This is a genomic window from Devosia sp. XGJD_8 (assembly GCF_046614475.1).
Classification (GTDB): Bacteria; Pseudomonadota; Alphaproteobacteria; order Rhizobiales; family Devosiaceae; genus Devosia.
This window is the reverse complement of record NZ_JBKJHF010000001.1, coordinates 873789-895442: the sequence shown is the minus strand read 5'-3', so window position 1 is coordinate 895442 and position 21654 is coordinate 873789. Positions and strand designations below refer to the sequence as shown.

General features: G+C 64.2%; 21 protein-coding genes. 12 read left to right on the top strand and 9 right to left on the bottom strand.

The annotated features are described in order from the left end of the window. Positions 1-46 precede the first annotated feature (46 nt). A complete protein-coding gene (locus ACLI1C_RS04145; protein WP_411395587.1) occupies positions 47-175 on the bottom strand; it encodes a hypothetical protein in 129 nt (42 codons plus the stop codon). A gap of 155 nt (positions 176-330) precedes the next feature. Here ACLI1C_RS04145 and ACLI1C_RS04140 point away from each other — a divergent pair, with 155 nt between their 5' ends. Both ACLI1C_RS04140 and ACLI1C_RS04135 read left to right on the top strand, forming a co-directional pair. Then, complete coding sequence (locus tag ACLI1C_RS04140) at positions 331-1563, top strand: aminopeptidase (RefSeq protein WP_411395586.1); 1233 nt, start codon at positions 331-333, stop codon at positions 1561-1563. Between the two features lie 5 nt (positions 1564-1568). Then, positions 1569-2318: a fumarylacetoacetate hydrolase family protein gene (locus ACLI1C_RS04135; protein ID WP_411395585.1), complete on the top strand. Its 750-nt coding sequence runs from the start codon at positions 1569-1571 to the stop codon at positions 2316-2318. Between the two features lie 50 nt (positions 2319-2368). Here ACLI1C_RS04135 and ACLI1C_RS04130 read toward each other — a convergent pair whose 3' ends face one another. The 7 genes from ACLI1C_RS04130 to ACLI1C_RS04100 all read right to left on the bottom strand — a co-directional run bounded on the left by ACLI1C_RS04130 (position 2369) and on the right by ACLI1C_RS04100 (position 10068). Further along, a complete protein-coding gene (locus ACLI1C_RS04130; RefSeq protein WP_411395584.1) occupies positions 2369-3643 on the bottom strand; it encodes an L-fuconate dehydratase in 1275 nt (424 codons plus the stop codon). A gap of 15 nt (positions 3644-3658) precedes the next feature. After that, positions 3659-4390, bottom strand: a complete 732-nt coding sequence (locus ACLI1C_RS04125) for an SDR family oxidoreductase (RefSeq protein ID WP_411395583.1) — start codon at positions 4388-4390, stop codon at positions 3659-3661. 11 nt (positions 4391-4401) lie between these two features. Beyond that, complete coding sequence (locus ACLI1C_RS04120; RefSeq protein ID WP_411395582.1) at positions 4402-5508, bottom strand: mandelate racemase/muconate lactonizing enzyme family protein; 1107 nt, start codon at positions 5506-5508, stop codon at positions 4402-4404. Between the two features lie 154 nt (positions 5509-5662). Further along, the gene (locus ACLI1C_RS04115) at positions 5663-6748 is read right to left on the bottom strand and encodes an ABC transporter ATP-binding protein (RefSeq protein WP_411395581.1); all 1086 of its coding nucleotides are present in this window, start codon (positions 6746-6748) and stop codon (positions 5663-5665) included. A 9-nt stretch (positions 6749-6757) separates the two neighbouring features. After that, positions 6758-7615, bottom strand: coding sequence for a carbohydrate ABC transporter permease (locus ACLI1C_RS04110; RefSeq protein ID WP_411395580.1), 858 nt, complete (start codon positions 7613-7615; stop codon positions 6758-6760). Continuing rightward, a complete protein-coding gene (locus tag ACLI1C_RS04105) occupies positions 7612-8469 on the bottom strand; it encodes a carbohydrate ABC transporter permease (protein ID WP_411398214.1) in 858 nt (285 codons plus the stop codon). Before ACLI1C_RS04105 ends, ACLI1C_RS04110 begins: the two co-directional genes overlap by 4 nt. Before the next feature lie 270 nt (positions 8470-8739). Next, positions 8740-10068: an ABC transporter substrate-binding protein gene (locus ACLI1C_RS04100; RefSeq protein WP_411395579.1), complete on the bottom strand. Its 1329-nt coding sequence runs from the start codon at positions 10066-10068 to the stop codon at positions 8740-8742. A 248-nt stretch (positions 10069-10316) separates the two neighbouring features. Here ACLI1C_RS04100 and ACLI1C_RS04095 point away from each other — a divergent pair, with 248 nt between their 5' ends. The 10 genes from ACLI1C_RS04095 to ACLI1C_RS04050 all read left to right on the top strand — a co-directional run bounded on the left by ACLI1C_RS04095 (position 10317) and on the right by ACLI1C_RS04050 (position 20146). After that, positions 10317-11093 (top strand): IclR family transcriptional regulator, encoded by a 777-nt coding sequence (locus tag ACLI1C_RS04095; RefSeq protein WP_411398213.1) that lies wholly within the window; start codon positions 10317-10319, stop codon positions 11091-11093. A gap of 18 nt (positions 11094-11111) precedes the next feature. Further along, positions 11112-11933, top strand: a complete 822-nt coding sequence (locus tag ACLI1C_RS04090) for an amidohydrolase family protein (RefSeq protein ID WP_411395578.1) — start codon at positions 11112-11114, stop codon at positions 11931-11933. 151 nt (positions 11934-12084) lie between these two features. After that, positions 12085-12414 (top strand): L-rhamnose mutarotase, encoded by a 330-nt coding sequence (locus ACLI1C_RS04085; protein WP_411395577.1) that lies wholly within the window; start codon positions 12085-12087, stop codon positions 12412-12414. Between the two features lie 204 nt (positions 12415-12618). Then, positions 12619-13698 (top strand): Gfo/Idh/MocA family protein, encoded by a 1080-nt coding sequence (locus ACLI1C_RS04080; RefSeq protein WP_411398212.1) that lies wholly within the window; start codon positions 12619-12621, stop codon positions 13696-13698. A gap of 235 nt (positions 13699-13933) precedes the next feature. Further along, positions 13934-14476, top strand: a complete 543-nt coding sequence (locus ACLI1C_RS04075) for a MaoC family dehydratase (protein ID WP_411395576.1) — start codon at positions 13934-13936, stop codon at positions 14474-14476. Positions 14477-14691: 215 nt separating this feature from the next. Beyond that, entirely contained in the window at positions 14692-15849 is a 1158-nt protein-coding gene (locus tag ACLI1C_RS04070; protein WP_411395575.1) for a CaiB/BaiF CoA transferase family protein, read from the top strand. 78 nt (positions 15850-15927) lie between these two features. Further along, positions 15928-17031, top strand: a complete 1104-nt coding sequence (locus ACLI1C_RS04065; RefSeq protein WP_411398211.1) for an extracellular solute-binding protein — start codon at positions 15928-15930, stop codon at positions 17029-17031. Further along, complete coding sequence (locus tag ACLI1C_RS04060; RefSeq protein WP_411395574.1) at positions 17031-17483, top strand: MaoC/PaaZ C-terminal domain-containing protein; 453 nt, start codon at positions 17031-17033, stop codon at positions 17481-17483. Before ACLI1C_RS04065 ends, ACLI1C_RS04060 begins: the two co-directional genes overlap by 1 nt. Positions 17484-17550: 67 nt before the next feature. Then, positions 17551-18384, top strand: a complete 834-nt coding sequence (locus ACLI1C_RS04055; protein ID WP_411395573.1) for a sugar phosphate isomerase/epimerase family protein — start codon at positions 17551-17553, stop codon at positions 18382-18384. A gap of 46 nt (positions 18385-18430) precedes the next feature. Then, complete coding sequence (locus tag ACLI1C_RS04050; RefSeq protein WP_411395572.1) at positions 18431-20146, top strand: PAS domain S-box protein; 1716 nt, start codon at positions 18431-18433, stop codon at positions 20144-20146. Positions 20147-20219: 73 nt separating this feature from the next. On the opposite strand, the gene ACLI1C_RS04045 is transcribed toward ACLI1C_RS04050, so the two are convergent. Continuing rightward, on the bottom strand, positions 20220-21599 hold the full coding sequence (locus ACLI1C_RS04045; protein WP_411395571.1) for an FAD-containing oxidoreductase: 1380 nt from the start codon (positions 21597-21599) through the stop codon (positions 20220-20222). Positions 21600-21654: the final 55 nt, after the last annotated feature.

The following is a 21654-nucleotide window of genomic DNA, read 5'->3' as shown; positions in this document are numbered from 1 at the left end:
GCCTGCCCCAGCCAATGACGCAAGCCCCAGCCGGATTACCATTTGGTCAGGTATGGTCGGCCTTGCGGTAAACCTCGATGCCCCGCGTTGCCATTTGCGCATAGGCCAGGCCGGCCATGAATACCCCGAACAGCGACAAGACGGCAATGATGACCAGATGCAGGTTGGCAGCCATTTCTCAGCTCCTGTGATGACTGCCGGAGCATTGCCACGCTGGGCAAATTCACCCTTGATTCAGGTCAAGATATTTTCCGATTTGGCCGGGTGGCGCTCGCCTCATGCCGGGTCTAGGGTTCACCCAACCGATTCAGAACAGAGGCATTCGCCCCAATGACTATCGATCCCGTCAAGCTCGACAAGCTCGCCCAGGTTGCCATCAAGGTGGGCTTGCAGCTCGCCGAGGGCCAGGACCTGATCATGACCGCGCCGATGACGGCGGCGCCCCTGGTCCGCCGCATCACCGAGCATGCCTACAAGGCCGGCGCGGGTCTCGTCACCACCATCTATTCCGACGAGGAAGCCACCCTCGCCCGCTACAAGCATGCCAATAGCGCCAGTTTCGACAAGGCCGCCGGCTGGCTCTATTCGGGCATGGCCGAAGCATTCAAGAACAATGCGGCGCGCCTCGCCATTGCCGGGGACAATCCGATGATGCTGGCCGGCCAGGACCCCGACAAGGTGACCCGCGCCATGCGGGCCAATTCGGCCGCCTACAAGCCGGCGCTCCAGCTCATCACCGGCTTCGATATCAACTGGAACATCGTCTCCTATCCAAGCGCCGCCTGGGCCAAGCTGGTCTTTCCCGATGACAGCGAGGAAGAAGCCGTCACCAAGCTGGCCGACGCCATCTTCAAGGCGTCCCGCGTCGATCAGGACGATCCCATCGCCGCCTGGGCGGAGCACAATGCCAATCTCAAGAAGCGCTGGACCTGGCTCAACGGCAAGTCCTTTGCCTCCCTCAAATATACCGGTCCGGGCACGGATCTGACCGTCGGTCTTGCTGATGGCCACCGCTGGAAAGGCGGCGCCTCGGAAGCCAAGAATGGCATTACCTGCAATCCCAACATCCCAACCGAGGAAGTCTTCACCACGCCGCACAAGCTGCGCGTCGAAGGCTATGTCGCCGGCACCAAGCCGCTCAGCCACAATGGCGCGCTAATCGAGGACATGCAGGCGCGTTTCGAAGGCGGCCGGCTTGTCGAGTTCAAGGCCTCCAAGAACCAGGACCTGTTCAACAAGGTGCTCGATACCGACGAAGGTGGCCGCCGCCTCGGCGAAGTGGCGCTGGTGCCCCATTCCTCGCCCATCTCGGCGTCAGGCATCCTGTTCTTCAACACGCTCTACGACGAAAACGCCTCCTGCCATATCGCGCAGGGTCAGTGCTATTCGGATTGCTTCGTGGGCGGCAAGGATCTCAGCCAGGCGCAGATTTCCGCGCAGGGCGGCAATACATCCAACATCCACATCGACTGGATGATCGGCTCGGACAAGATCGACATTGACGGCGTGCATGCCGATGGCAGCACCGAGCCGGTGATGCGCGGCGGCGAGTGGGCGAACTGAGCACCATGACCATGATCAATTCGCTCAGCGATCTCGCCGATGCCTTCAATGCCGGCCACGATGGCGGCCCACTTATCGACAGCGTGCCGGACAGCCTGACTCCTGCGGATATGGCTGCCGTCTATGCGCTGCAGGACACGGTGATCAGCCGGCTCGGCCCGGTTGGCGGCTGGAAGATCATGGCCGGCGGCCAGGGGGAACCCGTCTGCGCGCCGATCCCGGCCAACCGCTATTTCGACAATGGCGCCAGCATCGATTCCACGCGCTATCGCTTCGTCTTTCCGGAGGTCGAAGTGGCGGTGAAGCTTGGGCAGGACCTGCCTGCGGATGCCGACGCCGCCGCGGTTGAAGCGGCCATTGCGAGCCTGCATCCGGTGCTCGAGATGATCGGCAGCCCCTTTGTCGACCGCGACGCCATCCATGCCAATGTCAAGCTGGGCGACCTGCAGAGCAACGGCGCCGTCGTGGTCGGGCCGGCCTTCGACCCGGGCATCAAGGCCGAACTGGCCACCCTGCCGGTGAGCCTGCTGTTCGACGGTGTCGAGGCCAAGACCACGTCCACCGGCGCCAGCTGGACGGCCATCGTCGACGCCGTCATCTGGCTCGCCCGCCACGCCACCACCCGCGGCCTGCCGCTCAAGGCCGGCCAGGTGATCATCACCGGGTCGCGCGTCCTCGCCCCGCATGGCAAGGCCTCCAGCATCGAAGGCAGGATGGGCGACTGGGGCAGTGTCACCGCCCGGATGACGTATTGAGCGTTACCCCCCGCCTAACCTTCCCCTGACAGGGGAGGTGGTGGGGGGCGCTACCCCCGAAATTCATTCGCCGCGATCGACTCCGGCTTCATCTGGATCGAGAACCCCGGCTGCCGAGGCGGCATATAGGCTGCGTTGCGGATCTCGCAGGGCTCAAGGAAGTGTTCGTGCAGGTGGTCGACATATTCGATCACCCGGCCCTGCTTGGTGCCCGATACGACCAGATAGTCGATCATGCTGAGATGCTGCACATATTCGCAGAGGCCGACGCCGCCGGCATGCGGCCAGACCGGCAGGCCATACTTGGCCGCCATCAGCAGCACGCTCAGCACTTCGTTGAGGCCGCCGATCCGGCAGGCATCGATCTGGACGATGTCGATCGCCCCATCCTTGATGAACTGCTTGAACAGGATCCGGTTCTGGCACATCTCGCCGGTCGCCACCTTGACCGGGGCGATGGACTGGCGGATCGCCCGGTGGCCCGAGACGTCATCGGGGCTGGTCGGCTCCTCAATGAAATAGGGGTTGAAGCGGCTCAGCGCCTTGACCCAGTCGATGGCCTGGTCGACCTCCCAGACCTGGTTGGCGTCTATCATCAGGAACCGGTCGGGCCCCATGATCGTGCGGACAATCTCGAGCCGGCGGATGTCATCATCGAGGTCGCGGCCGACCTTCATCTTGATGTGCTGGAAACCCTGCGCCACCGCCTCGCTGGCAAGCCGCGTCAGCTTCTCGTTGGAATAGCCCAGCCACCCCGCCGAGGTGGTGTAGCACTGGTAGCCCTCGGCCCGGAGCGTGGCCATACGATCGGCTTTGCCTGCCTCAGCCTTGCGGAAAATGGCCAGCGCCTCGTCGGGCGTGATGGCGTCGGTGAGGTAGCGGAAATCGATGATGGAGACGAGCTGCTCGGGCGTCATGTCGGCGACGAACTGCCAGACCGGCTTGCCAGCGATCTTGGCCAGCAGGTCCCAGACGGCATTGACCACGGCCCCGGTCGCCAGATGCATGGCGCCCTTGTCCGGGCCGATCCAGCGCAGCTGGCTGTCGCCGGTCACATGCCGCCAGAAGCGGCCGGGATTTTCGGCGATCCAGTCCAGCTCGAGCCCGAGGACGCGGCTCTCCAGCGCGCGAATGGCCGCCACGACAACCTCGTTGCCGCGCCCGATAGTGAAGGTCAGCCCATGTCCCTCATGCGCCCCGTCGGTGCCCAGGATCACATAGGCGGCCGAGTAGTCGGGGTCCGGATTCATCGCGTCGGATCCATCGAGCGAGGCCGAGGTGGGAAAGCGCAGGTCGTGGGTCGAAAGGGAGGTGATCTTGGTCATGAAGATTCCGGAAGGTCAGGCCGTCCAGCCGCCGTCGATGATGTGGATTTGACCCGTCGTATAGGTCGCGCCGGCGAGATAGACGGCGAGGTCCGCCACTTCCTCGGGCCGGGCAATGCGGCCGATCGGCTGGCGCGCGATGAAGGCCTTTTTCGCCGCTTCGAAATCGCCCGTGGCGTGCCAGCGCTCATGCAGGCTTGGACTGTCCACCGTGCCGGGGCAGATCGCGTTCACCCGGATGCCCTGCGTGGTATAGTCGCCGGCAATGGACTTGGTGAGGCCGATCACCGCCGCCTTGGAGATGGTATAGGCCGCCCGGTTCGGCACGCCTTTGATCGAAGAGGCCACCGTCGCCATGTTGATGATGGCGCCGTCCCGGCGCTCCAGCATCTGCGGCAGCACGGCCTGAACCGTGCGGATCTGCGCCTTCACATTGAGGTCCAGCGCGAAGTCGAGATCCTGGTCGCTCATCTCCAGCACAGTGCCGTTATGGACCACGCCGGCGCAGTTGAAGAGCACGTCGATACGGCCGATCTCGGCCACGGCCTGCCTGACCGCCTCGGCCGAGAGCACGTCGAGCAGCCGCGTGGTGACGCCGGCCACGCCATCCAGTTCGGCCAGCTTGGCCGCGTTGATGTCAGTGGCGATCACTGTGCAGCCGGCAGCGACAAAGGCGTCGACCGAGGCCCGGCCGATGCCCTGGGCGGCGGCGGTGATGAGGACGATTTTACCGGTGAGATCGGCCATGGTTCTGCTTCCTACTGGATGGTGGACCGGCTGCCCTCGACCGCCAGGCGATCGATCGCAGCAAAGTCCCATTCAATGCCCAAGCCCGGCGCGTCGGAGGGGCGGGCACGGCCCTGTTCCATGCGCATGCGCTCGGTGGTGAGCTCATCGAGCTGGGGGATATACTCCACCCAGCGCGCATTGGGCACTGCGGCGCAGAGGCTGACATGCAGTTCCATGAGGAAATGCGGGCAGACCGCCACGTTGAAAGCCTCGGCCATATGCGCCACCTTGAGCCAGGGCGTGATGCCGCCGATGCGGCCGACATCCACCTGGATGACGCTGGCGGCATGGCGCTGCAGGTATTCCCGGAAATGGCTGACCGAATAGAGGCTCTCGCCCACCGCAATGGGCAGGCTGGTATGCTGGCTCAGCCGTTCGTGCCCGGAAATATCGTCGGCCGGCAGCGGCTCCTCGAGCCAGCCGATATCGAGCGGCTCATAGGCGCGGGCGCGGCGGATGGCTTCGTCCACGGCAAAGGCCTGGTTGGCGTCGGTGAAGATCTCGAAGCCCGGGCCGACCGCCTCGCGGACCGCGGCGATGCGCGCGACGTCCTCATGGATGGGCCGCCCCACCTTGAGCTTGCAGCCGCCGAAGCCCTCTTGCTTGGCCCGCAACGCATCCTCGACCAGCGCAGACTGTTCCAGATGCAGCCAGCCGCCTTCGGTGGTGTAGAGCGGCACATCCTTCTGCGCGCCGCCGGCCAGCCTGTGCAGCGGCAGGCCGAGCTTGCGGCATTTGAGATCCCATAGTGCCGTATCGATCGCCGCCATGGCGATGGCCGTGATGGCGCCGACCGTGGTCGCGTGCGTCAGGAACAGCAGGTCGCGCCAGATGGCTTCGATATCATAGGCATCGCGCCCGATGACGGCCGGTGCCAGCGTGCGCTGCAGCAGCGCCATGACCGAATGCCCACCCGTGCCGATCGTATAGCTGTAGCCGGTGCCGACCACACCATCGGCATCGGTGATGCGCACGATCGGCGTTTCCTGGCTGACAAAGCTCTGGATCGCATCGACCCGCTTCACCTTGGGCTTGAGGTCGACCATGAGGAGGTCGACGCGGACTATGCGGGCCATGACAATGCCCCCTCATCCGCCCTTCGGGCACCTTCTCCCACAAGGGGAGAAGGGGGATCCGGTAGCTGGGCAAGAGTGGAGCTCCCCTTCTCCCCCCGTGGGAGAAGGTGGCGCGTAGCGCCGGATGAGGGGGTCTTTCGCAGAAGCACGATATTCATGCCCGCACACTCCGCCCGGACGCCTTGTCGAATACATGCAGCCGCGTCAGGTCGAGGGTGAAGTCCAGCTCTTCCCCCGGATGCACGACGCGCGGATTGAGCATCTTGCCCTGCACATCCATGCCGCCCAGCGAAACATAGAGAATGGTCTCGGTGCCCAGCGGCTCGGCAATGGCCACGACGCGACGCAGTGTCAGTGCGCCGGCATCGCCATGCAGCGAATGACCCTTGGGGGCAAAGCTCTCCGGACGGAAGCCGAGCACGATCTGCTGTCCCTCGCGGACATTGCAGCCGGCGGGCAAGGGAACTTCCACGCCATCGTCCAGCACCGCCTTGTAGCCCGTCACGCTGGCATCGAGCAGGTTCATTGGCGGCGAGCCGATGAAGCCGGCGACGAAGACATTGACGGGGTGCTCGAACACCTCGCTGGGCGTGCCGATCTGCTCGATATTGCCATCGCGCATGATGACGATACGGTCGGCCAGGGTCATGGCCTCGACCTGGTCGTGGGTGACGTAGATCACCGTGGTCTGCACCCGCTGGTGCAGCTTCTTGATCTCGACGCGCATCTGTCCGCGCAGCTTGGCGTCAAGGTTGGAGAGCGGTTCGTCGAACAGGAATACATCGGGGTTGCGCACGATGGCGCGGCCCATGGCGACACGCTGGCGCTGGCCGCCCGAGAGGTTGGCCGGCAGGCGGTCCATATAGGGGCCCAGACCCAGGATCTCGGCCGCCTCGTCGACGCGCGTCTTGATCTCGGTCTCGGGCATATTGGCGATCTTGAGCCCGAAGCCGAGATTGTCGCGGACCGTCATATGCGGATAGAGCGCGTAGCTCTGGAACACCATGGAGATGTTGCGGGCCCGTGGCGGCAGGTCGTTGACCACCCGGTCACCAATTGAAATCGTGCCACCGGTGATCTCCTCCAGTCCGGCGATCATGCGCAGGGTGGTGGACTTGCCGCAGCCCGAGGGGCCGACCAGCACGACGAATTCGTTATGGGCGATCTCGAGGTCGATGCCGTGCACCGTCTCCAGCTTGCCGTAGCTCTTGCTGACTTTTTCGAGGCGTACCTGTGCCATCGGATCTTCCTATTTGACGCCGCCGAAGGTGAGACCGGCAATCAGGTGCTTTTGCACGATGAAGGTCAAAACCAGCGCGGGGATGATGATGAGCACCGCCATGGCGCTCATGCCGGTCCAGTCCACGGTGAACTGGGCGGTAAAATCCATGAGCCCAACCGGCATGGTCTTGCTCGCCGTGGTGCGGGTGAGCTGGCTGGCCAGCGCATATTCGTTCCAGCTGGTGAGGAAGGCGAAGATCGCCGCCGAGGCCAGCCCCGAGCGGGCCAGCGGGAATTCGATCTTCCAGAAGGCCTGCCAGGGCGTGCAGCCATCGATCTGGGCAGCTTCGCTCAGATCGACGGGGATCTGCCGGAAAAAGCCATCGGTCAGCCAGATGGTGAAGGGGATGTTGATGGCCATATAGACCACGATCAGCCCGAAGCTCGTGTCGATGATCCCCAGCCGCGCCCAGATGATGAAGAGCGGCAGGCTCAGCGCCACGCCAGGCACGGTGCGGCTCAGCATGAAGGCCAGGAACAGGGTGGCCTTGCCCTTGAAGCGGTAGCGGGCAAAGGCATAGCCACCCGCCATGCCGATGACGACGGCAACCAGCGTCGAAGTGATCGAGATCACCAGCGAGTTGACGAAATACTGTGCCACCGGCAGGCCCTGCTGCGCCGAGCTCAGCCCGAACAGACGGGCGAAATTGTCCAGCGTCGGGTTCTGCGGGATCCACACTGCCGGCCGCGCCAGCACTTCGATATTGGGCCGGAACGCCGTCAGCACGACCCATAGGCCCGGCACGCAGAGGATGGCCATGGCGACGAAGACGCCAAAGCGGATCAGCCAACGCTGCCAGGGTTTCTCGATGCTCAGCCGGCTCATTGTGCGCCTCCCATGAAGGTGCGCGCCGCGGTGAGCTTGCGGTAGAAATAGAAGGTGAAGACGATCGAGAGGATGATCGACACATAGCCCATGGCATTGGCCGCGCCCATCTGGCTGTTCTGGTAGCCGGTGCGCGTCATCAGCGTCCAGATCAGCTCGGTGCGGCCGGCCGGGCCGCCATTGGTCATGATGCGGATCATGTCATAGGCGCGAGCCACATCGAGGCTGCGGATGGTCATGGCGATGTAGACGAAGGGCATGAGGAAGGGCAGCGTGATGTGGCGGAAGACCTGCCAGGGGTTGCAACCATCGACCTTTGCCGCCTCGATCGGCTCCTTTGGCAGGGCCATGAGGCCTGCGAGCAGCAGGATGGCGAAGATCGATGTCGACATCCAGACTTCGGCAAACATGATGGAGAAATTGGCCAGGGTGCCATCCACCAGCCAGGGAATGGGCTGGGTGATCAGACCCAGGTCGAACAGGGCATTGTTCACCAGCCCGATCGAGTCATTGAAGATATACTTGAACTGGAAGCCGACGAGGATCGGCGAGAACATCATGGGAAACATCATGATGGTCCTCAAAGCCCGCTGCCCGTAGGTGATCTTGTTGACCAAGAGGGCAAGGCCCAGCCCCAGCATCATCTCGACGTTGAGCGTGATGGTGACGAAGAGGAAGGTGCGGCCGAAGGCCCACCAGAACTCATCATTGCCAAGCAGTCGCTGATAATTGCGCAGCCCGACAAAGTTGTAGAGCGTGTCCGGCCGGGTCAGGTTGTAGCTGGTGAAGCTGGTCCAGAACGAGACGAGCAGCGGCAGGAGCACCACCGCAAGGATGACGATCATGGCCGGCATGAGCAGCAGATAGGGCACGGCGCGCGGCGAGCGGAAAGAGGCGGTGATGCCTTCGCTCAGCGTTGGCCGCTGCAGAACTTGGACGTCGGTAGCCACTAAGGACCCCCACCCTTGATCCCTCCCCGCAAGGGGGAGGGAGTCGACTGAAACTATCCTGCCCGGATCACGCAAGCCAATGCTCTTGCCCTCCCTCCGTCTTGTGGGGAGGGTGGCCCCCGAAGGGGGTCGGGTGGGGGTGCCGCCGCATCACCTGCGGCGGCGGCGGTGTGCCTAAAGGATGCCCGCATCCTCAAGGATCACGCGGGCATCGTCGGCCGCCTGGTCCAGGGCTTCCTGCGGGGTCTTTTCACCCACGATCGCGGCCTGCAGCTGCGGCCAGAGCACGTTCGACACCTCGATCCACTGCGGGATCAATGGCGGCGTGCGGGCATCGGCAAGGCTGGCTTCCCAGATCGGGAACATCTCGGCCAGCGCGGTCTTGCCGTTCTCGTTGAAGTATTGCACGACCTCGCCGAAGGTGGCCGAACGGGTCGGCAGATTGCCGGCCTGGGCTTCCATCATGGCGCTTTCGTCATTGGTCAGGAACACGGCGAGCGAAACAGCGGCTTCCTTGTTGTCGCAGGCTTCCGTCACCGAGAAGGAATGCGAGCCGGACCAGCCGCCGCGCACGCCGGCCGAGCCGACTGGGGACACGGCAAAGCCGAGCACGTCCGAGATCTTGGACGCGGCGGGATCGCTGTAGAAGCCGGCAAAGCCGGGCCAGTCGAGATCGACGGCCAGCTGGCCCGCCGCCATGGCCTGGCCGATATCGTCCCAGGTATAGTTGACAGTGCCGGCCGGCACGGCGCCGGCATCATAGATGTCCTTGAACCACTGCAGGGCCGCCACGCCTTCGGGGGAATTGAAGATCGGGTTCCAGTTCTCGTCGAACAGGTCGCCGCCATTGGCGCGCAGGATTTCCATGAAGCGGCCAGACATGCCTTCGTCCTTGCCGGCAAACGCGGTGCCGTAGAGGTTCGGGGGATCGGCAAAGAATATGATCTGCTGCTTGAGCTCGTCAAAGGTCTTGGGCGGAGCCAGGTCGGTACCGAACTCGGCCTTGTAGGCCTCCATCTTGGCCGGATCCTCATAGAGGTCCTTGCGATAATAGAGATTGGACACGTCGGTGACGCGCGGCAGCTGCACGAGGCGCCCATCGACCATGGCGGAGGCCAGGGTCCCCGGCACGTATTTGGCCAGTTCCTCACCCGGGATCATGCTGGTCAGGTCGATATAGAGGTCGCCATACTGTGGGGCGAAGCTGGTGTGGTTCGAACCAAGACACCAGGTGATCTGGCCAGTGGCGATATCCTGCTTGATCTCGCGATCGAGATCGAAGTGGTTCTTGGACGAGACGATCTCGACCTTGGCACCGGTCAGCGCCTCCCATTCGGGAATGCGGGTATAGAGCTTCTCGTACTGCGTGCCGCCGATCAGCTTCACCTGCAGGGTGTAACCAGGGAACGAGCCGTAATCGAATTCCTGTGCCGCGACCGAACCCACCAGGGCAGTCAACGCGCAAGAGGCCAGGAGCGCCCTGGCCAAAAACTTGGTTGCCATTTTTTCCTCCACGGACTTTTCGGAGCAGCCCCGTTTGGAGCTTGATCATCCATATGTGAAAAGTCTATTCGTAGGTAAGCATAAACCTGAATGGCTCGTCAACCGGGGTGGTGGGGTTGGGATGGTGCAAGCATGCTGGTGGCGGGGTGGGGTTGGTGGGGTGGTTGGAAAACTGCAGGAAAAGCGCATGAAAACTGCAAGCATGCTGCTAGCGTAGGGCGCGCATGCTGGTGATTGCTGCGAGGGGAATGACGGTGACGATGGAAGAGGACGATCGCTATCGCGCGCCGGCGCTGGACAAGGGGCTCGACATTATCGAGCTCCTGGCATCCACGGCGGACGGGCTGAGCCAGGCGGAAATCGCCAAGGCGCTGGACCGCACGCCCAACGAAATCTACCGCATGCTCGATCGGCTGGTGCGCCGCAACTATGTCCGCCGCACCCCGGAAGACCGCTACGAAATCACCCTCAAGCTGTTCGAACTGGGCCATGCCAGGCCGCCCATGCACCGCATGATCAGCCAGGCCATGCCGGTGCTGCGCAACTTCGCGCTCAAGGCCGAACAGGCAGTGCATCTGGTGGTGCAGGACCGCAATATCCTGGTGGTGATCGCCCAGGTCGATGGCCCCGGCTACTGGAATGTCTCGATCCGCGTCGGCAGCCGCATCAGCCTCGTCAATACTGGCTCGGGCCATGTTTTCCTGGCCTTTGCCAGCCCCGAGGAGCGGCTGCTGATGCTCGAGGAGCAGGATATGGGGAGCCCGGAAAAGATGCCCAAGGGCCTCGAGGCCCGCCTCGAAGGCGTGCGCGAGCAGGGCTATGAAATGATGCCGAGCGCCCAGGTTTCGGGGGTTTCCAACCTCTCGGTGCCGATCTTCGGGCCACTCGGCTCGGTCATCGCCGTGCTCACCTGCCCTTATACCCAGCGCCTCGACAAGCTTGACGCCCCCAATATGCCGAGCGTGCTCAGGCTGTTGCAGCGGGCCGGCCAGGAAATTTCACAGCGCTCGCCAGAAGGCGCCTGACCACCGGAGGAAAGCCGCATGCGCATTCTCGATACCCATCTGCACCTGATCTATCCGGACAGGTTTTCCTATCCCTGGCTCTCGAGCTATCCGACCCTCAACCGGCCCTGGCACATTGCCGACTATTTCGCCGAGGCGGTGCCGCTGGGGATCGAATCGGCGCTGCATATGGAGGTCGATACCGCCGAGGCGGACATGCTGGCCGAGAGCGAATTCGTCCTCACCCTGCCCCGCATTGCCGGCGCCATCGCCGCCTGTCGCCCGGAAAACATGGCTTTTGTCGACCAGATCGAACGGCTGAGCGAGCATGCCCATATCAAGGGCGTGCGCCGGATCCTGCACCAGGCGCCGGATGATCTCAGCCAGTCGGACCTGTTTGTCGAGAATATCCGCCACCTGCCCGATTACGACCTGAGCTTTGACCTCTGCGTGCGCGCCGACCAGTTGCCAATCGGCCAGATGCTGGTCGAACGCGCGCCGGACGTGACCTTCATCCTCGACCATTGCGGGGTGCCCGATGTGACCGGGGCGGGCCTTGATCCGTGGCGCGACAATATCCGCCGCATCGCCAAACTGCCCAATCTCAACGCCAAGATTTCCGGCATCGTCGCCTATTCCGGCCCCGATTGGACCGTCGAAACCATCCGGCCCTATATCGAACACCTGATCGAATGCTTCGGCTGGGACCGCGTGGTGTGGGGGAGCGATCATCCGGTGGTGACACTGACGGGCAGCCTGACCCGCTGGGTCGAGGCGACGCACGCGATCATCAGCGGCGCCAGCGAAGATGAGAAGGCGCGGCTACTGCATCGCAATGCGGAGCGGATTTACAAGGTTTGACAGAGATTTAGAGAGGCACCCCCACCTAGCCTCCCCCTGAAGGGGGAGGAACCTGGCCGGTGTTTTGGGCAAGATCGAGCCCCACACTGGATCGGCCCCTCCCCTGTCAGGGGGAGGATGGGTGGGGGTAACGAACCAGGGAGTACCTGCCATGCAACGATACGGTGCCGTGATCGGCCTCAAGCCCGAGCAGATTGCCGAATACAAGCGCGTCCATGCCGCCGTCTGGCCGGATGTGCTGCGGCAGATCAAGGCGAGCAATATTGCCAACTACTCGATCTTCCTGCGCGAGCCGGAGAACCTGCTGTTTGCCTATTACGAATATACCGGCAGCGACCACGATGCCGACATGGCCCGCATGGCCGCCGATCCGCGCACGCAGGAATGGTGGGCGGTCTGCATGCCCATGCAATCGCCCCTCGCCACCCGTAAGGACGGCGAATGGTGGGCTGGCACGGAAGAAGTTTTCCACCTCGACTAGGCTGACAGCAGAGGGGCGGATGCTGCAAGCCTGCTGACGGAATGCTGCAAGCATGCTGGCGGTTTGCCTGCTTTCGGTCACAAGCCTGACCGGTGAATGAACGGCGCGCCGTTGGATTTTCAACGCCTTGCCGACGGCGCCCCTTGCCTCAATCGCTCGTCTGTGAAAAGATTATTCACATAAGAATGACGCGAATGCGGTGTGATGGAGGAAGGCAGCGTGCCCCTAGAGGTGAGCAGTTTGCGGCAAAGCTGGCCGCAGCCGGCCAGGCCGCGCCCGATCGTCATCATCGGGGCGGGCGGCATCGTCAATGACGCCCATCTGCCCGCCTATCGGCTGGCCGGCTTTCCGGTGGCGGGCGTATTCGACATCGATGCGGACAAGGCGCGTTCCCTGGCGGCCAAATGGGACATTCCCGCCTTCGTCACGCTCGAAGAAGCGATTGCCACTCCTGGCGCCGTCTATGATCTTGCCCTGCCGCCGGCGGCGCATCTGAGCGTGCTGCCGACGCTGCCGGATGGCGCCGCGGTGCTGCTGCAGAAGCCGATGGGCCGGGACCTGGGCGAAGCCAGCGCGATTCTCAAGCTGTGCCGCGAGAAGAAGCTGGTGGCGGCGGTGAATTTCCAGCTGCGCTTTTCGGCCATGATGCTCGCCGTCGGCGATGCGCTGGAGCGGGGGTGGCTGGGCAAGCTGATCGATACCGAGGTGCACCTGAACCTCGTGACGCCCTGGCATCTCTTTCCCTTTCTCAAGGGCATGCCGCGCGTCGAGATCGCGGTGCATTCCATCCACTATCTCGACCTGATCCGGGCCTTTCTCGGCAATCCGACCGGGGTGCATGCCCGCACGATGGGGCATCCTGCAACCTACCTGGCCCAGACGCGCACCAGCGCCCTGATCGATTTCGACGATGGCGTGCGCACGACGCTGTCGATCAACCACAATCACGATTTCGGCCGGCAGTTCCAGGATGCCAGCTTCCGCTTCGAGGGCAGCGACGGCGCTGCCATGGTCAAGCTCGGGCTGCTGCTCAACTATCCCGAAGGCGAGCCCGATGAGCTGTGGATCGCCAAGAAGGGTGAGCCCTGGCAGCAGGTCGCACTCACGGGCAGCTGGTTTCCGCATGCCTTCATCGGGACGATGAGCAACCTGCAGCGCTTTGCGGCGGGCGAGGACACAGTGCTGGTAACCTCGGTGGAGGACGCCTGGCACACGATGGCACTGGTCGAGGCGGCGTTCGTGTCGGCGAACCGGCCCGCAACGTCGCTGGAGAGGAAGCCATGAACCGGTTCATCGCGGCTCCCACCACCCCACCCTCGATCCCTCCCCATCAAGGGGAGGGAGGCGCCAGCTCAACGGCCCATGTTCATCGTCTCCCTCTCCCTTGTGGGGAGGGATCAAGGGTGGGGGACGGCTGGCCCGGATGCGGGCTGCAATCTGATCCATTCGGGCCAAACGACACCCCCTCCCAGCCTCCCCCATCAAGGGGGAGGTGCAGGCCAGTGGTGGGGAAGACATCATGAGCACAATCGGTACATCTTCGACCAATCCCAAGACCATGCCGGAGGACCATGCCGCGATCCCGGTGTGGAACAGCGAGAACTGGTTCTATGAGGATTGGGAAGTGGGGCACAGGATCCGCTCGCTGCGCCGCACCATTTCGGAAGGCGAGAGCATGGCCTTCAATGCGCTGGTGACCGACATGCACCCCTACGTGGCCGACGAGATCTTCGCGGCCACCGAAGGGCAGTTCGGCAAGAGGCTGGTGGCCGGGGCCTTCGTCTTTTCGGCGGGGCTGGGGCTGGTGGCCACGAACTGCATCAATGCGTTCAGCTATGGCTATGACAAGCTGCGCTTCATCAAGCCGACCTTTATCGGCGACACGATCTACACCATCCGCACCAATCTCGAGAAACGCCCGAAATACGAGAAGCTCGGACTGTGCCGGGCGTCCTATGAAGTGTTCAAGGGCGAAGGCGAGCTGGTGCTGTATTGCGAGCATATCCAGACGGTGAAGTATCGCCGGCCGGACGATTTTGCGGAGCTCATCGATGCACGGTGAACTGCGCCACAGCCTCCTCCCTGTGGAGCGAGACGGGGTGGGGATCGGCCTGCGTCCAGCAGATTCCCACGAGCCCCACCCCGGACTGTTCCGCGGCGGACGGGTGGACAGAAGCAACTCCTGCCACGGAGCGATCCCCGCGGAAGCGGAGACCTCCGTTTCCTCCATAACACAAACAGAGGTTCCCGCTATCGCGGGAATGACCCGGTGGGTTCATGACTGACAATAGCACTCCCCTGCTCGACGGCCTCGTCGTCGTCGACCTGTGCCAGTTTCTCTCGGGGCCCTATGCCAGCCTGCGGCTGCAGGACCTGGGGGCGCGGGTGATCAAGATCGAGCGGCCGGATGGCGGAGACCTCAGCCGCAGGCTCTATCTCAGCGATACCGAGATCGGCGGGGATTCAACGATCTTCCACGCCATCAACCGATCCAAGGAAAGCCTGGCGCTCGACCTCAAGAATCCGGATGACGTGGCCGCCCTGCGCAAGCTTTTGACCAAGGCGGACGTGGTGCTGCAGAATTTTCGCCCCGGGGTAATCGAACGGCTGGGGCTGGACTACGAGGCGGTCAAGGCGATCAATTCGGGCATCGTCTATGCCTCGATCACCGGCTATGGCAGCGAGGGCCCCTGGGTCGACCGGCCGGGCCAGGACCTCTTGGCACAGGCCCGCTCGGGCGTGATGTGGCTCAATGGCGACCATGACCAGGGGCCGGTGCCGTTTGGCCTCGCCATTGCCGACATGCTGGCCGGCGCCGCCATTGCACAGGGCGTGCTGGCGGCCCTGGTGCGGCGCGGCCTCTCCGGCCAGGGCGCGCATATCGAAACAAGCCTGCTCGAAGTGCTGGTGGACTTCCAGTTCGAAGTGCTGACCACCCATCTCAATGACGGCAGGCGCGTGCCCAAGCGCAGTGAATTCCGCTCGGCGCATGCCTATCTCTCGGCGCCCTATGGGGTCTATCCGACGGCTGATGGCTATATCGCCATTGCGATGACGCCGCTGCCCAGGCTGGAAAGCCTGCTCGGGCTGGCGGAACTGGCGCAGTTCGCCGACCCCAAGAGCTGGTTTGCCCAGCGCGACGCGATCAAGCGCATCCTTGCCGAGAAGCTGGCGAGCCAGCCGACCGCGCATTGGCTGGCCATACTCGAGCCGGCCGATATCTGGTGTGCCAAGGTGCTGGACTGGGCCGAACTGATGGCCAGCGAGGGCTTCCGCGCGCTGGACATGCTGCAGACCGTGACGCGCGAGGACAATGTTTCGATCACCACCACCCGCTCCCCATTGCGGGTGAACGGGGTGCGCGCCCGTACCCAGCGGGCGGCGCCGCTGGTGGGCGAGCAGAGCGCGAAGATCCGCGCGGAGTTCGGACTTTGACTGTCGGTCCTTTGATTTTCGTGCGGTCGAACCGCCAGACCGGAGGCCACCTTGGCTGACCGCATTCATTTGAAGGGCATGACGTGGCGGCATCCGCGGGGCTATGACCCGATGGTGGCCACCTCGGCGCGCTGGCTGGCCGAAACCGGTGTCACCATCGCGTGGGACCAGAGGAGCCTGCAGGATTTCGAGACCTTTCCGGTCGAGGAACTGGCCCGGGAATATGACCTGATCGTCATCGATCACCCCCATGTCGGCCAGATCACCAAGGAGGGGTGCCTGGCGCCGCTCGATGTGGCCGGGCGGATGGCCGAGCGCGGCGAGATGGCTGCGCACAGCGTAGGCCAGTCCTATCCAAGCTATTTCTATGCCGGGCACCAATGGGCCTTTCCCATCGACGCGGCGGCGCAGGTGCAGGTCTATCGCCCGGACCTCCTGCCCGAGCCGGTCAGCACATGGGCGGAGGCTGCGGCATTGGCGCAGGCGGGCCGCGTCATCCTGCCGATGCGGGCGCCGCATTCACTGATGAGCTTTTTTACGCTGGCGGCGAATCTCGGCACGCCCTGCAGCCATGACGGACCCGAGCTGATCGGCATGGCGGCGGGCGTGCGCGTGATCGAGACACTGCGGCAGGTGAGCACGCATATCGACAAAGAGCAGTTCGAGATGGACCCGATTGCTGCCTCGGAGCTGATGGCCAGCACCGAACGGTTTGCGCTGATGCCGCTCGGCTATGGCTATCTCAGCTATGCCCTGGCGGGCTTTCGGCCCCGGCGGCTGAAATTTGCCGATATTCCGGCCGCAGGCACACGAGGGCCGGTGGGCTCGGCGATTGGCGGCACGGGGATTGCGGTCTCGGCCTTTTCAGCCAATCGCGACGCGGCCATCGACTATGCCTATTGGGTGGCGAGCGCCGAGATCCAGAAGACGCTCTATGCCGAGGCGGGCGGGCAGGTCGGGCACGGACTGGCCTGGGAGGACGACGTCGTCAATGCGCCGGTCGACGGGTTCTATCGCGATACGCGGGCAACGCTCGAGGGCGGGTGGCTCAGGCCGCGCCATGACGGCTACATGGATTTCCAGGATGCCGCCGCGCAACGGCTCAACCAGGGCTTGCTGGCCAGCGAGGATGCCGGCCGGATCGTGACGGAACTCAACGCCCTGTTCAAGGAGAGCTTCTGATGGAGCGACCACGCCATTTCGAGGATTATGTGCTGGGCGAGGTGCGCAAGACCTATGGCCGCACCATAACCGAGACCGACTTCGTGGTGCATGCCGGCCATACCGGGGATTTCTTCCCGCACCACATGGATGCCGAGGCGATGAAGGACAGCCCCTGGGGGCAGCGCATCGCCCATGGCACGATGACCTTTGCCATCGGCATTGGCCTGACCGCCAGCGAGATCAATCCGCTGGCCTTTTCCTATGGCTATGAACGGCTGCGCTTTCCCAAGCCGGTGTTCATCGGCGACACGATCCATACCGAGCTGACCATTACCGGGCTCGAGCCGGACGCCAAAAGGAGCGACCACGGGCGGATCACCGAGCAGGTGCGCGTGCTGAACCAGCGCGGCGAAACCGTGCTCGCCTGCGACCATATCTACCTGGCGCAACGGCGAAGCCAGCCGGTTTGAGCGATAATACCGGTTGAATCCAACCCCTTGGCATGGAAGGCTCGCCAGCAAAATGGAGAGCCTCATCATGGCCCAGATCGCCGCCGACCGTATCGCCGTTTCCACCTGGTCACTGCACCGCCTGCTCGGCATGACCTATCCGCATGACCTGACGACCAATGAGATCGGGCCGATGCAGGAGACCTATGGCGAGGGCGAGGAATCGCTGCTGGGCCTGCCCTCCGTGCTGGCCAATCACGGTTACCACCGGCTCGAAATCGTATCGTTCCACCTGCGCAGCCGCGACCCGATCTATCTGGCCGAACTGCGCGACCAGCTCAAGATTGCCAATGTGCGGCTGCAGACGCTGCTGATCGATGCCGGCGATATCAGCCATCCCGAGCATGGCGCGCGCGACCAGAAGTGGATCGCCGGCTGGATCGAGATCGCCAACGAGCTGGGGGCGGAAAATGCCCGTATCATCGCCGGCAAGCAGAAGCCGACGCGCGATGCGCTCGACCGCTCGGTCAAGGCGCTGACGGCGCTGGCGGACGGCAATGCGGGGTCGCCGGTGCGGCTGGTGACCGAGAACTGGTTCGACCTGCTGGCCGAGCCGGCACATGTGCATTTCCTGCTCGACAAGCTGGATGGGCGGATCGGGCTGCTGGGCGATTTCGGCAACTGGGGCGGGCCGAACAAGTATAGCGATCTCAAGTCGATCTTCGGGCGGGCCGAGCTGTGCCATGCCAAGGCCAGCTTCATCGATGGGGACCTCGACGAAGCCGATTACGGCGCCTGCGTCAGGCTGGCCGAGGAGGCCGGCTACAAGGGGCCCTATACGCTGATCTTCGACAGCGAGATTCCGGGGGAATGGCACGGGCTGGCCACCGAGCGCGATTTCATCACGGCGCTGGATGTATGAGGCGATCTAAGCCAGATCTTAAGGGAGTGTGACATAGGCTGGGCCGATGCCCACTCGCACGCCAAAATCGCTGGCCGCGCCGCTGGTCCGCTTCGAGCGGATCGGCTCGATGCTGGCGCGCATCGTGGACAATGCGGCCGTCGGCATGCTGGTCAGCGACATGGAGGGAAGGCTGCTCTATGCCAACCGCGCGCTGGGGGCCATGCTGGGGCACAGCGCCGAGGCGGGGCTGGGCATTCTCGACCTGGTGCATGAGGAAGACCGGCCCACGGCGCCGCTGCGCCTGATGCGGCTGATGCGGGGCGAGGCGGACGAATATCGCGGCGAGTGCCGCTTCCGCCATGCCGATGGGCAGCCGCTCTGGGTGATGGTCGCCGCCTCGGTCTTGCGCGACGAGCGGAGCGGGGAGCGGAAATACCTCGTCGTCCAGGTCACCAATATCGAGCTGCAGAAGAAGGCCGAGGAGGCGCTGGCCTATTCGGAGAGCCGGTGGAACTTTGCGCTGGAAAGCGCGCGCCAGGGCGTGTGGGACCACGATATCCGCACCGACAGCATGTTTTATTCGCGCATGTGGCGCATCATGCGCGGCATTCCGCCGGACGAAGAGGTGGATGGCGACCAGCAGAAATGGATGGCCCGTATCCATCCCGATGACCTGCAGCATGTGATGGACAATGTCGAGCGGCAGGACATGGGCGCGGCGGATTTCGACGCGCTGGAATATCGCGAGCGGACGCGGGACGGCAGCTACATCTGGATCCTGAGCCGCGGCAAGCCGGTGGAATGGGACGACGAGGGCAATCCGGTGCGCACGCTGGGCACCGATACGGACATTACCCGGCTCAAGACCATCGAGCAGGAACTGGCGGCGGAGAAGGAACGCCTGCGGGTCACGCTCGACTCCATTGCGGACGGCATGATCTCGACCGACGAGGCCGGCCGGGTCGTGCTGATGAATCCGGCAGCGGAACTCTTGACCGGCTACCGCTCGGGCGAGGCAATCGGCCAGCCGGTGGAGGCCATTTTCGCGGTGCGCGACGGGACCACGAACGAGCGGCAGGACTGTCCGGTCGCCGCCAGTATCGCCCGGGGCATGCCGGTCCAGCTCGATGACGACGTTATCCTGGTGGCCAAGAGCGGCTCCGAGCGCGACATTCGCTGTACGGCAGCGCCGGTGCGCAGCACGGCGGGCAGGGTCAGCGGCGCTGTGCTGGTGTTCCAGGACGTGACGCAGAGCCGGGCCATGCAGCGTGAGCTGGCGCATTCGGCCACACATGACGACCTGACGGGCCTGCCCAACCGCCCCGCCTTCGAGCGGGCGCTGAACTCGGCCATCGCGGCCGCGCGCCATGGCCGGCACCATTGCCTGCTCTATATCGACCTCGACCGCTTCAAGCCGGTCAACGACAATGCCGGACACGCCGCGGGCGACGCGCTGCTCAAGCAGGTGGCGCAGACCATTCGCGGCTCCTGCCGCAGCCATGACGTGGCCGCGCGGATCGGGGGCGACGAATTTGCCGTGCTGCTGGCGGACTGCCCCGTCGAGGGCGGGCAGCGCATTGCCGACAAGATCGTGCGCGCCATCGCGGCATTGGCCTTCAGCTGGGCGGGCCGCACCTATCATATCGGCGCCAGCATCGGGATGACCGTGGTCACCGAGGTGCCTGCCTCGCCGCTGGGCTTCATGGGCGAGGCCGACGCGGCCTGCTATGCCGCCAAGGCGCGCGGGCGCGGGATAGCCGTGGCATTCGGGGATATCTGAGGCCCCCCACCCAGCCTCCCCCTGGGAGGGGGAGGGGCCGTTCGGTGCGTGGGCGACATTGCGGCCCGGCGGGTTACTCCAGCGGCTTGAGGTCGGCCAGGAGGGTCGGGAGCAGCTCGGTCACGGTGGGGTGGATGTGCATGGTGTGCATCATGGTGGTGTAGGGCGTGCCGGCGGCCATGAGCTGCAGCAGGGACTGGACGACCTCGTCTCCGCCTATGCCCAGGATGGCGGCGCCAAGGATCTGCCTGCTCTCGGCATCGACCAGGACTTTCATCAGGCCCTGGGTCTCGCCGCGCTCCTTGGCGCGACTGACCCGGGACATGGGCATGATGGCCATCAGGGCCTTGCGGCCTGACTTGCGGACTTCGGTTTCTCTCATGCCGATGCGGCCCAAGGGCGGATCGATGAAGAGGCCATAGACCGGCACGCGGCCATGGATGGAGCGCTTGCCGCCATCGACGACATTGTCGGCGACAATCTCGAAATCATTGTAGGAGGTGTGGGTGAAGGCGCCGCGGCCATTGATGTCGCCCATGGCCCAGATGCCCTTGACCTTGGTGCGCAGGTGATCATCGACCGGGATATAGCCGCGCTCATCGGTTGCGATGCCGGCGGCGGCGAGGTTGAGGTCGGCCGTATTGGGCTTGCGGCCCATGGCCAGCAGGAGATGGCTGCCTTCCACCGAGGCACGGCGTTCGCCCGATTTGAGCGAGAGCAGCACGCCATGGCCGGCGCGGGCGACGGCCTCGATCGTGGTGTTGAAGAGGAAGGTCACGCCTTCGGCCTCGAGGATGGACCGGATGGCGGCGGAGATATCGGCATCCTCGCGCGAGGCGGGACGGGCGCCGCGCTCGATGACGGTGACCTTGGCGCCGAAGCGGGCATACATCTGGGCGAATTCGAGCCCGATATAGCTGGCGCCGGCAATGATCAGATGCCCCGGCAGGGTATCGAGGTTCATCATCGAGGTATTGGTGAGGTAGCTGACCTCATTCAGCCCCGGCCAGTCCGGCACGCTGGCGGCGGCGCCGCTATTGATGAAGATCTGCGGCGCGGTGAGTACCCGCTTGCCGACGCTGACCTCGCTGGGCGAGACGAAACTGCCCGAACCCTTGATATATTCGAGCGTCTTGAGGCCGCCCAGCCATTCGGTGAGGCTCTTGACCGAGGCGCCCACCACGGCATCCTTGCGGGCCTTGACCGCCTTCATGTCGACGGTGACGGGCCCCTTGACCACGACACCGAAGGCGCCGGCCTGGCGCGCTGCCCAGGCGGCGCGTGCGCTGGCCACCAGCGTCTTGGTGGGCGTGCAGCCATCGTTGACGCAGGTCCCGCCCAGATGCTCGCGCTCGATCAGCGCGACCTTCCTGCCCGCCCCGGCAAGCCTGGCGGCGAGGAAAGGCCCGGATTGGCCGGCCCCGATAATGATGGCATCGAATTTCTCTGACATGGTTTTGCACCCCCAAATCGCCGCCAAGTTTATGGCGGGGCCGGTGATGGCGCCA

Bases quoted from the DNA above. Each gene is read 5' to 3' on its own strand.
- ACLI1C_RS04145 (WP_411395587.1), bottom strand. From the start codon at position 175: ATGGCTGCCAACCTGCATCTGGTCATCATTGCCGTCTTGTCGCTGTTC.
- ACLI1C_RS04140 (WP_411395586.1), top strand. From the start codon at position 331: ATGACTATCGATCCCGTCAAGCTCGACAAGCTCGCCCAGGTTGCCATC.
- ACLI1C_RS04135 (WP_411395585.1), top strand. From the start codon at position 1,569: ATGACCATGATCAATTCGCTCAGCGATCTCGCCGATGCCTTCAATGCC.
- ACLI1C_RS04130 (WP_411395584.1), bottom strand. From the start codon at position 3,643: ATGACCAAGATCACCTCCCTTTCGACCCACGACCTGCGCTTTCCCACC.
- ACLI1C_RS04125 (WP_411395583.1), bottom strand. From the start codon at position 4,390: ATGGCCGATCTCACCGGTAAAATCGTCCTCATCACCGCCGCCGCCCAG.
- ACLI1C_RS04120 (WP_411395582.1), bottom strand. From the start codon at position 5,508: ATGGCCCGCATAGTCCGCGTCGACCTCCTCATGGTCGACCTCAAGCCC.
- ACLI1C_RS04115 (WP_411395581.1), bottom strand. From the start codon at position 6,748: ATGGCACAGGTACGCCTCGAAAAAGTCAGCAAGAGCTACGGCAAGCTG.
- ACLI1C_RS04110 (WP_411395580.1), bottom strand. From the start codon at position 7,615: ATGAGCCGGCTGAGCATCGAGAAACCCTGGCAGCGTTGGCTGATCCGC.
- ACLI1C_RS04105 (WP_411398214.1), bottom strand. From the start codon at position 8,469: ATGCCGGCCATGATCGTCATCCTTGCGGTGGTGCTCCTGCCGCTGCTC.
- ACLI1C_RS04100 (WP_411395579.1), bottom strand. From the start codon at position 10,068: ATGGCAACCAAGTTTTTGGCCAGGGCGCTCCTGGCCTCTTGCGCGTTG.
- ACLI1C_RS04095 (WP_411398213.1), top strand. From the start codon at position 10,317: ATGACGGTGACGATGGAAGAGGACGATCGCTATCGCGCGCCGGCGCTG.
- ACLI1C_RS04090 (WP_411395578.1), top strand. From the start codon at position 11,112: ATGCGCATTCTCGATACCCATCTGCACCTGATCTATCCGGACAGGTTT.
- ACLI1C_RS04085 (WP_411395577.1), top strand. From the start codon at position 12,085: ATGCAACGATACGGTGCCGTGATCGGCCTCAAGCCCGAGCAGATTGCC.
- ACLI1C_RS04080 (WP_411398212.1), top strand. From the start codon at position 12,619: ATGGAGGAAGGCAGCGTGCCCCTAGAGGTGAGCAGTTTGCGGCAAAGC.
- ACLI1C_RS04075 (WP_411395576.1), top strand. From the start codon at position 13,934: ATGAGCACAATCGGTACATCTTCGACCAATCCCAAGACCATGCCGGAG.
- ACLI1C_RS04070 (WP_411395575.1), top strand. From the start codon at position 14,692: ATGACTGACAATAGCACTCCCCTGCTCGACGGCCTCGTCGTCGTCGAC.
- ACLI1C_RS04065 (WP_411398211.1), top strand. From the start codon at position 15,928: ATGACGTGGCGGCATCCGCGGGGCTATGACCCGATGGTGGCCACCTCG.
- ACLI1C_RS04060 (WP_411395574.1), top strand. From the start codon at position 17,031: ATGGAGCGACCACGCCATTTCGAGGATTATGTGCTGGGCGAGGTGCGC.
- ACLI1C_RS04055 (WP_411395573.1), top strand. From the start codon at position 17,551: ATGGCCCAGATCGCCGCCGACCGTATCGCCGTTTCCACCTGGTCACTG.
- ACLI1C_RS04050 (WP_411395572.1), top strand. From the start codon at position 18,431: ATGCCCACTCGCACGCCAAAATCGCTGGCCGCGCCGCTGGTCCGCTTC.
- ACLI1C_RS04045 (WP_411395571.1), bottom strand. From the start codon at position 21,599: ATGTCAGAGAAATTCGATGCCATCATTATCGGGGCCGGCCAATCCGGG.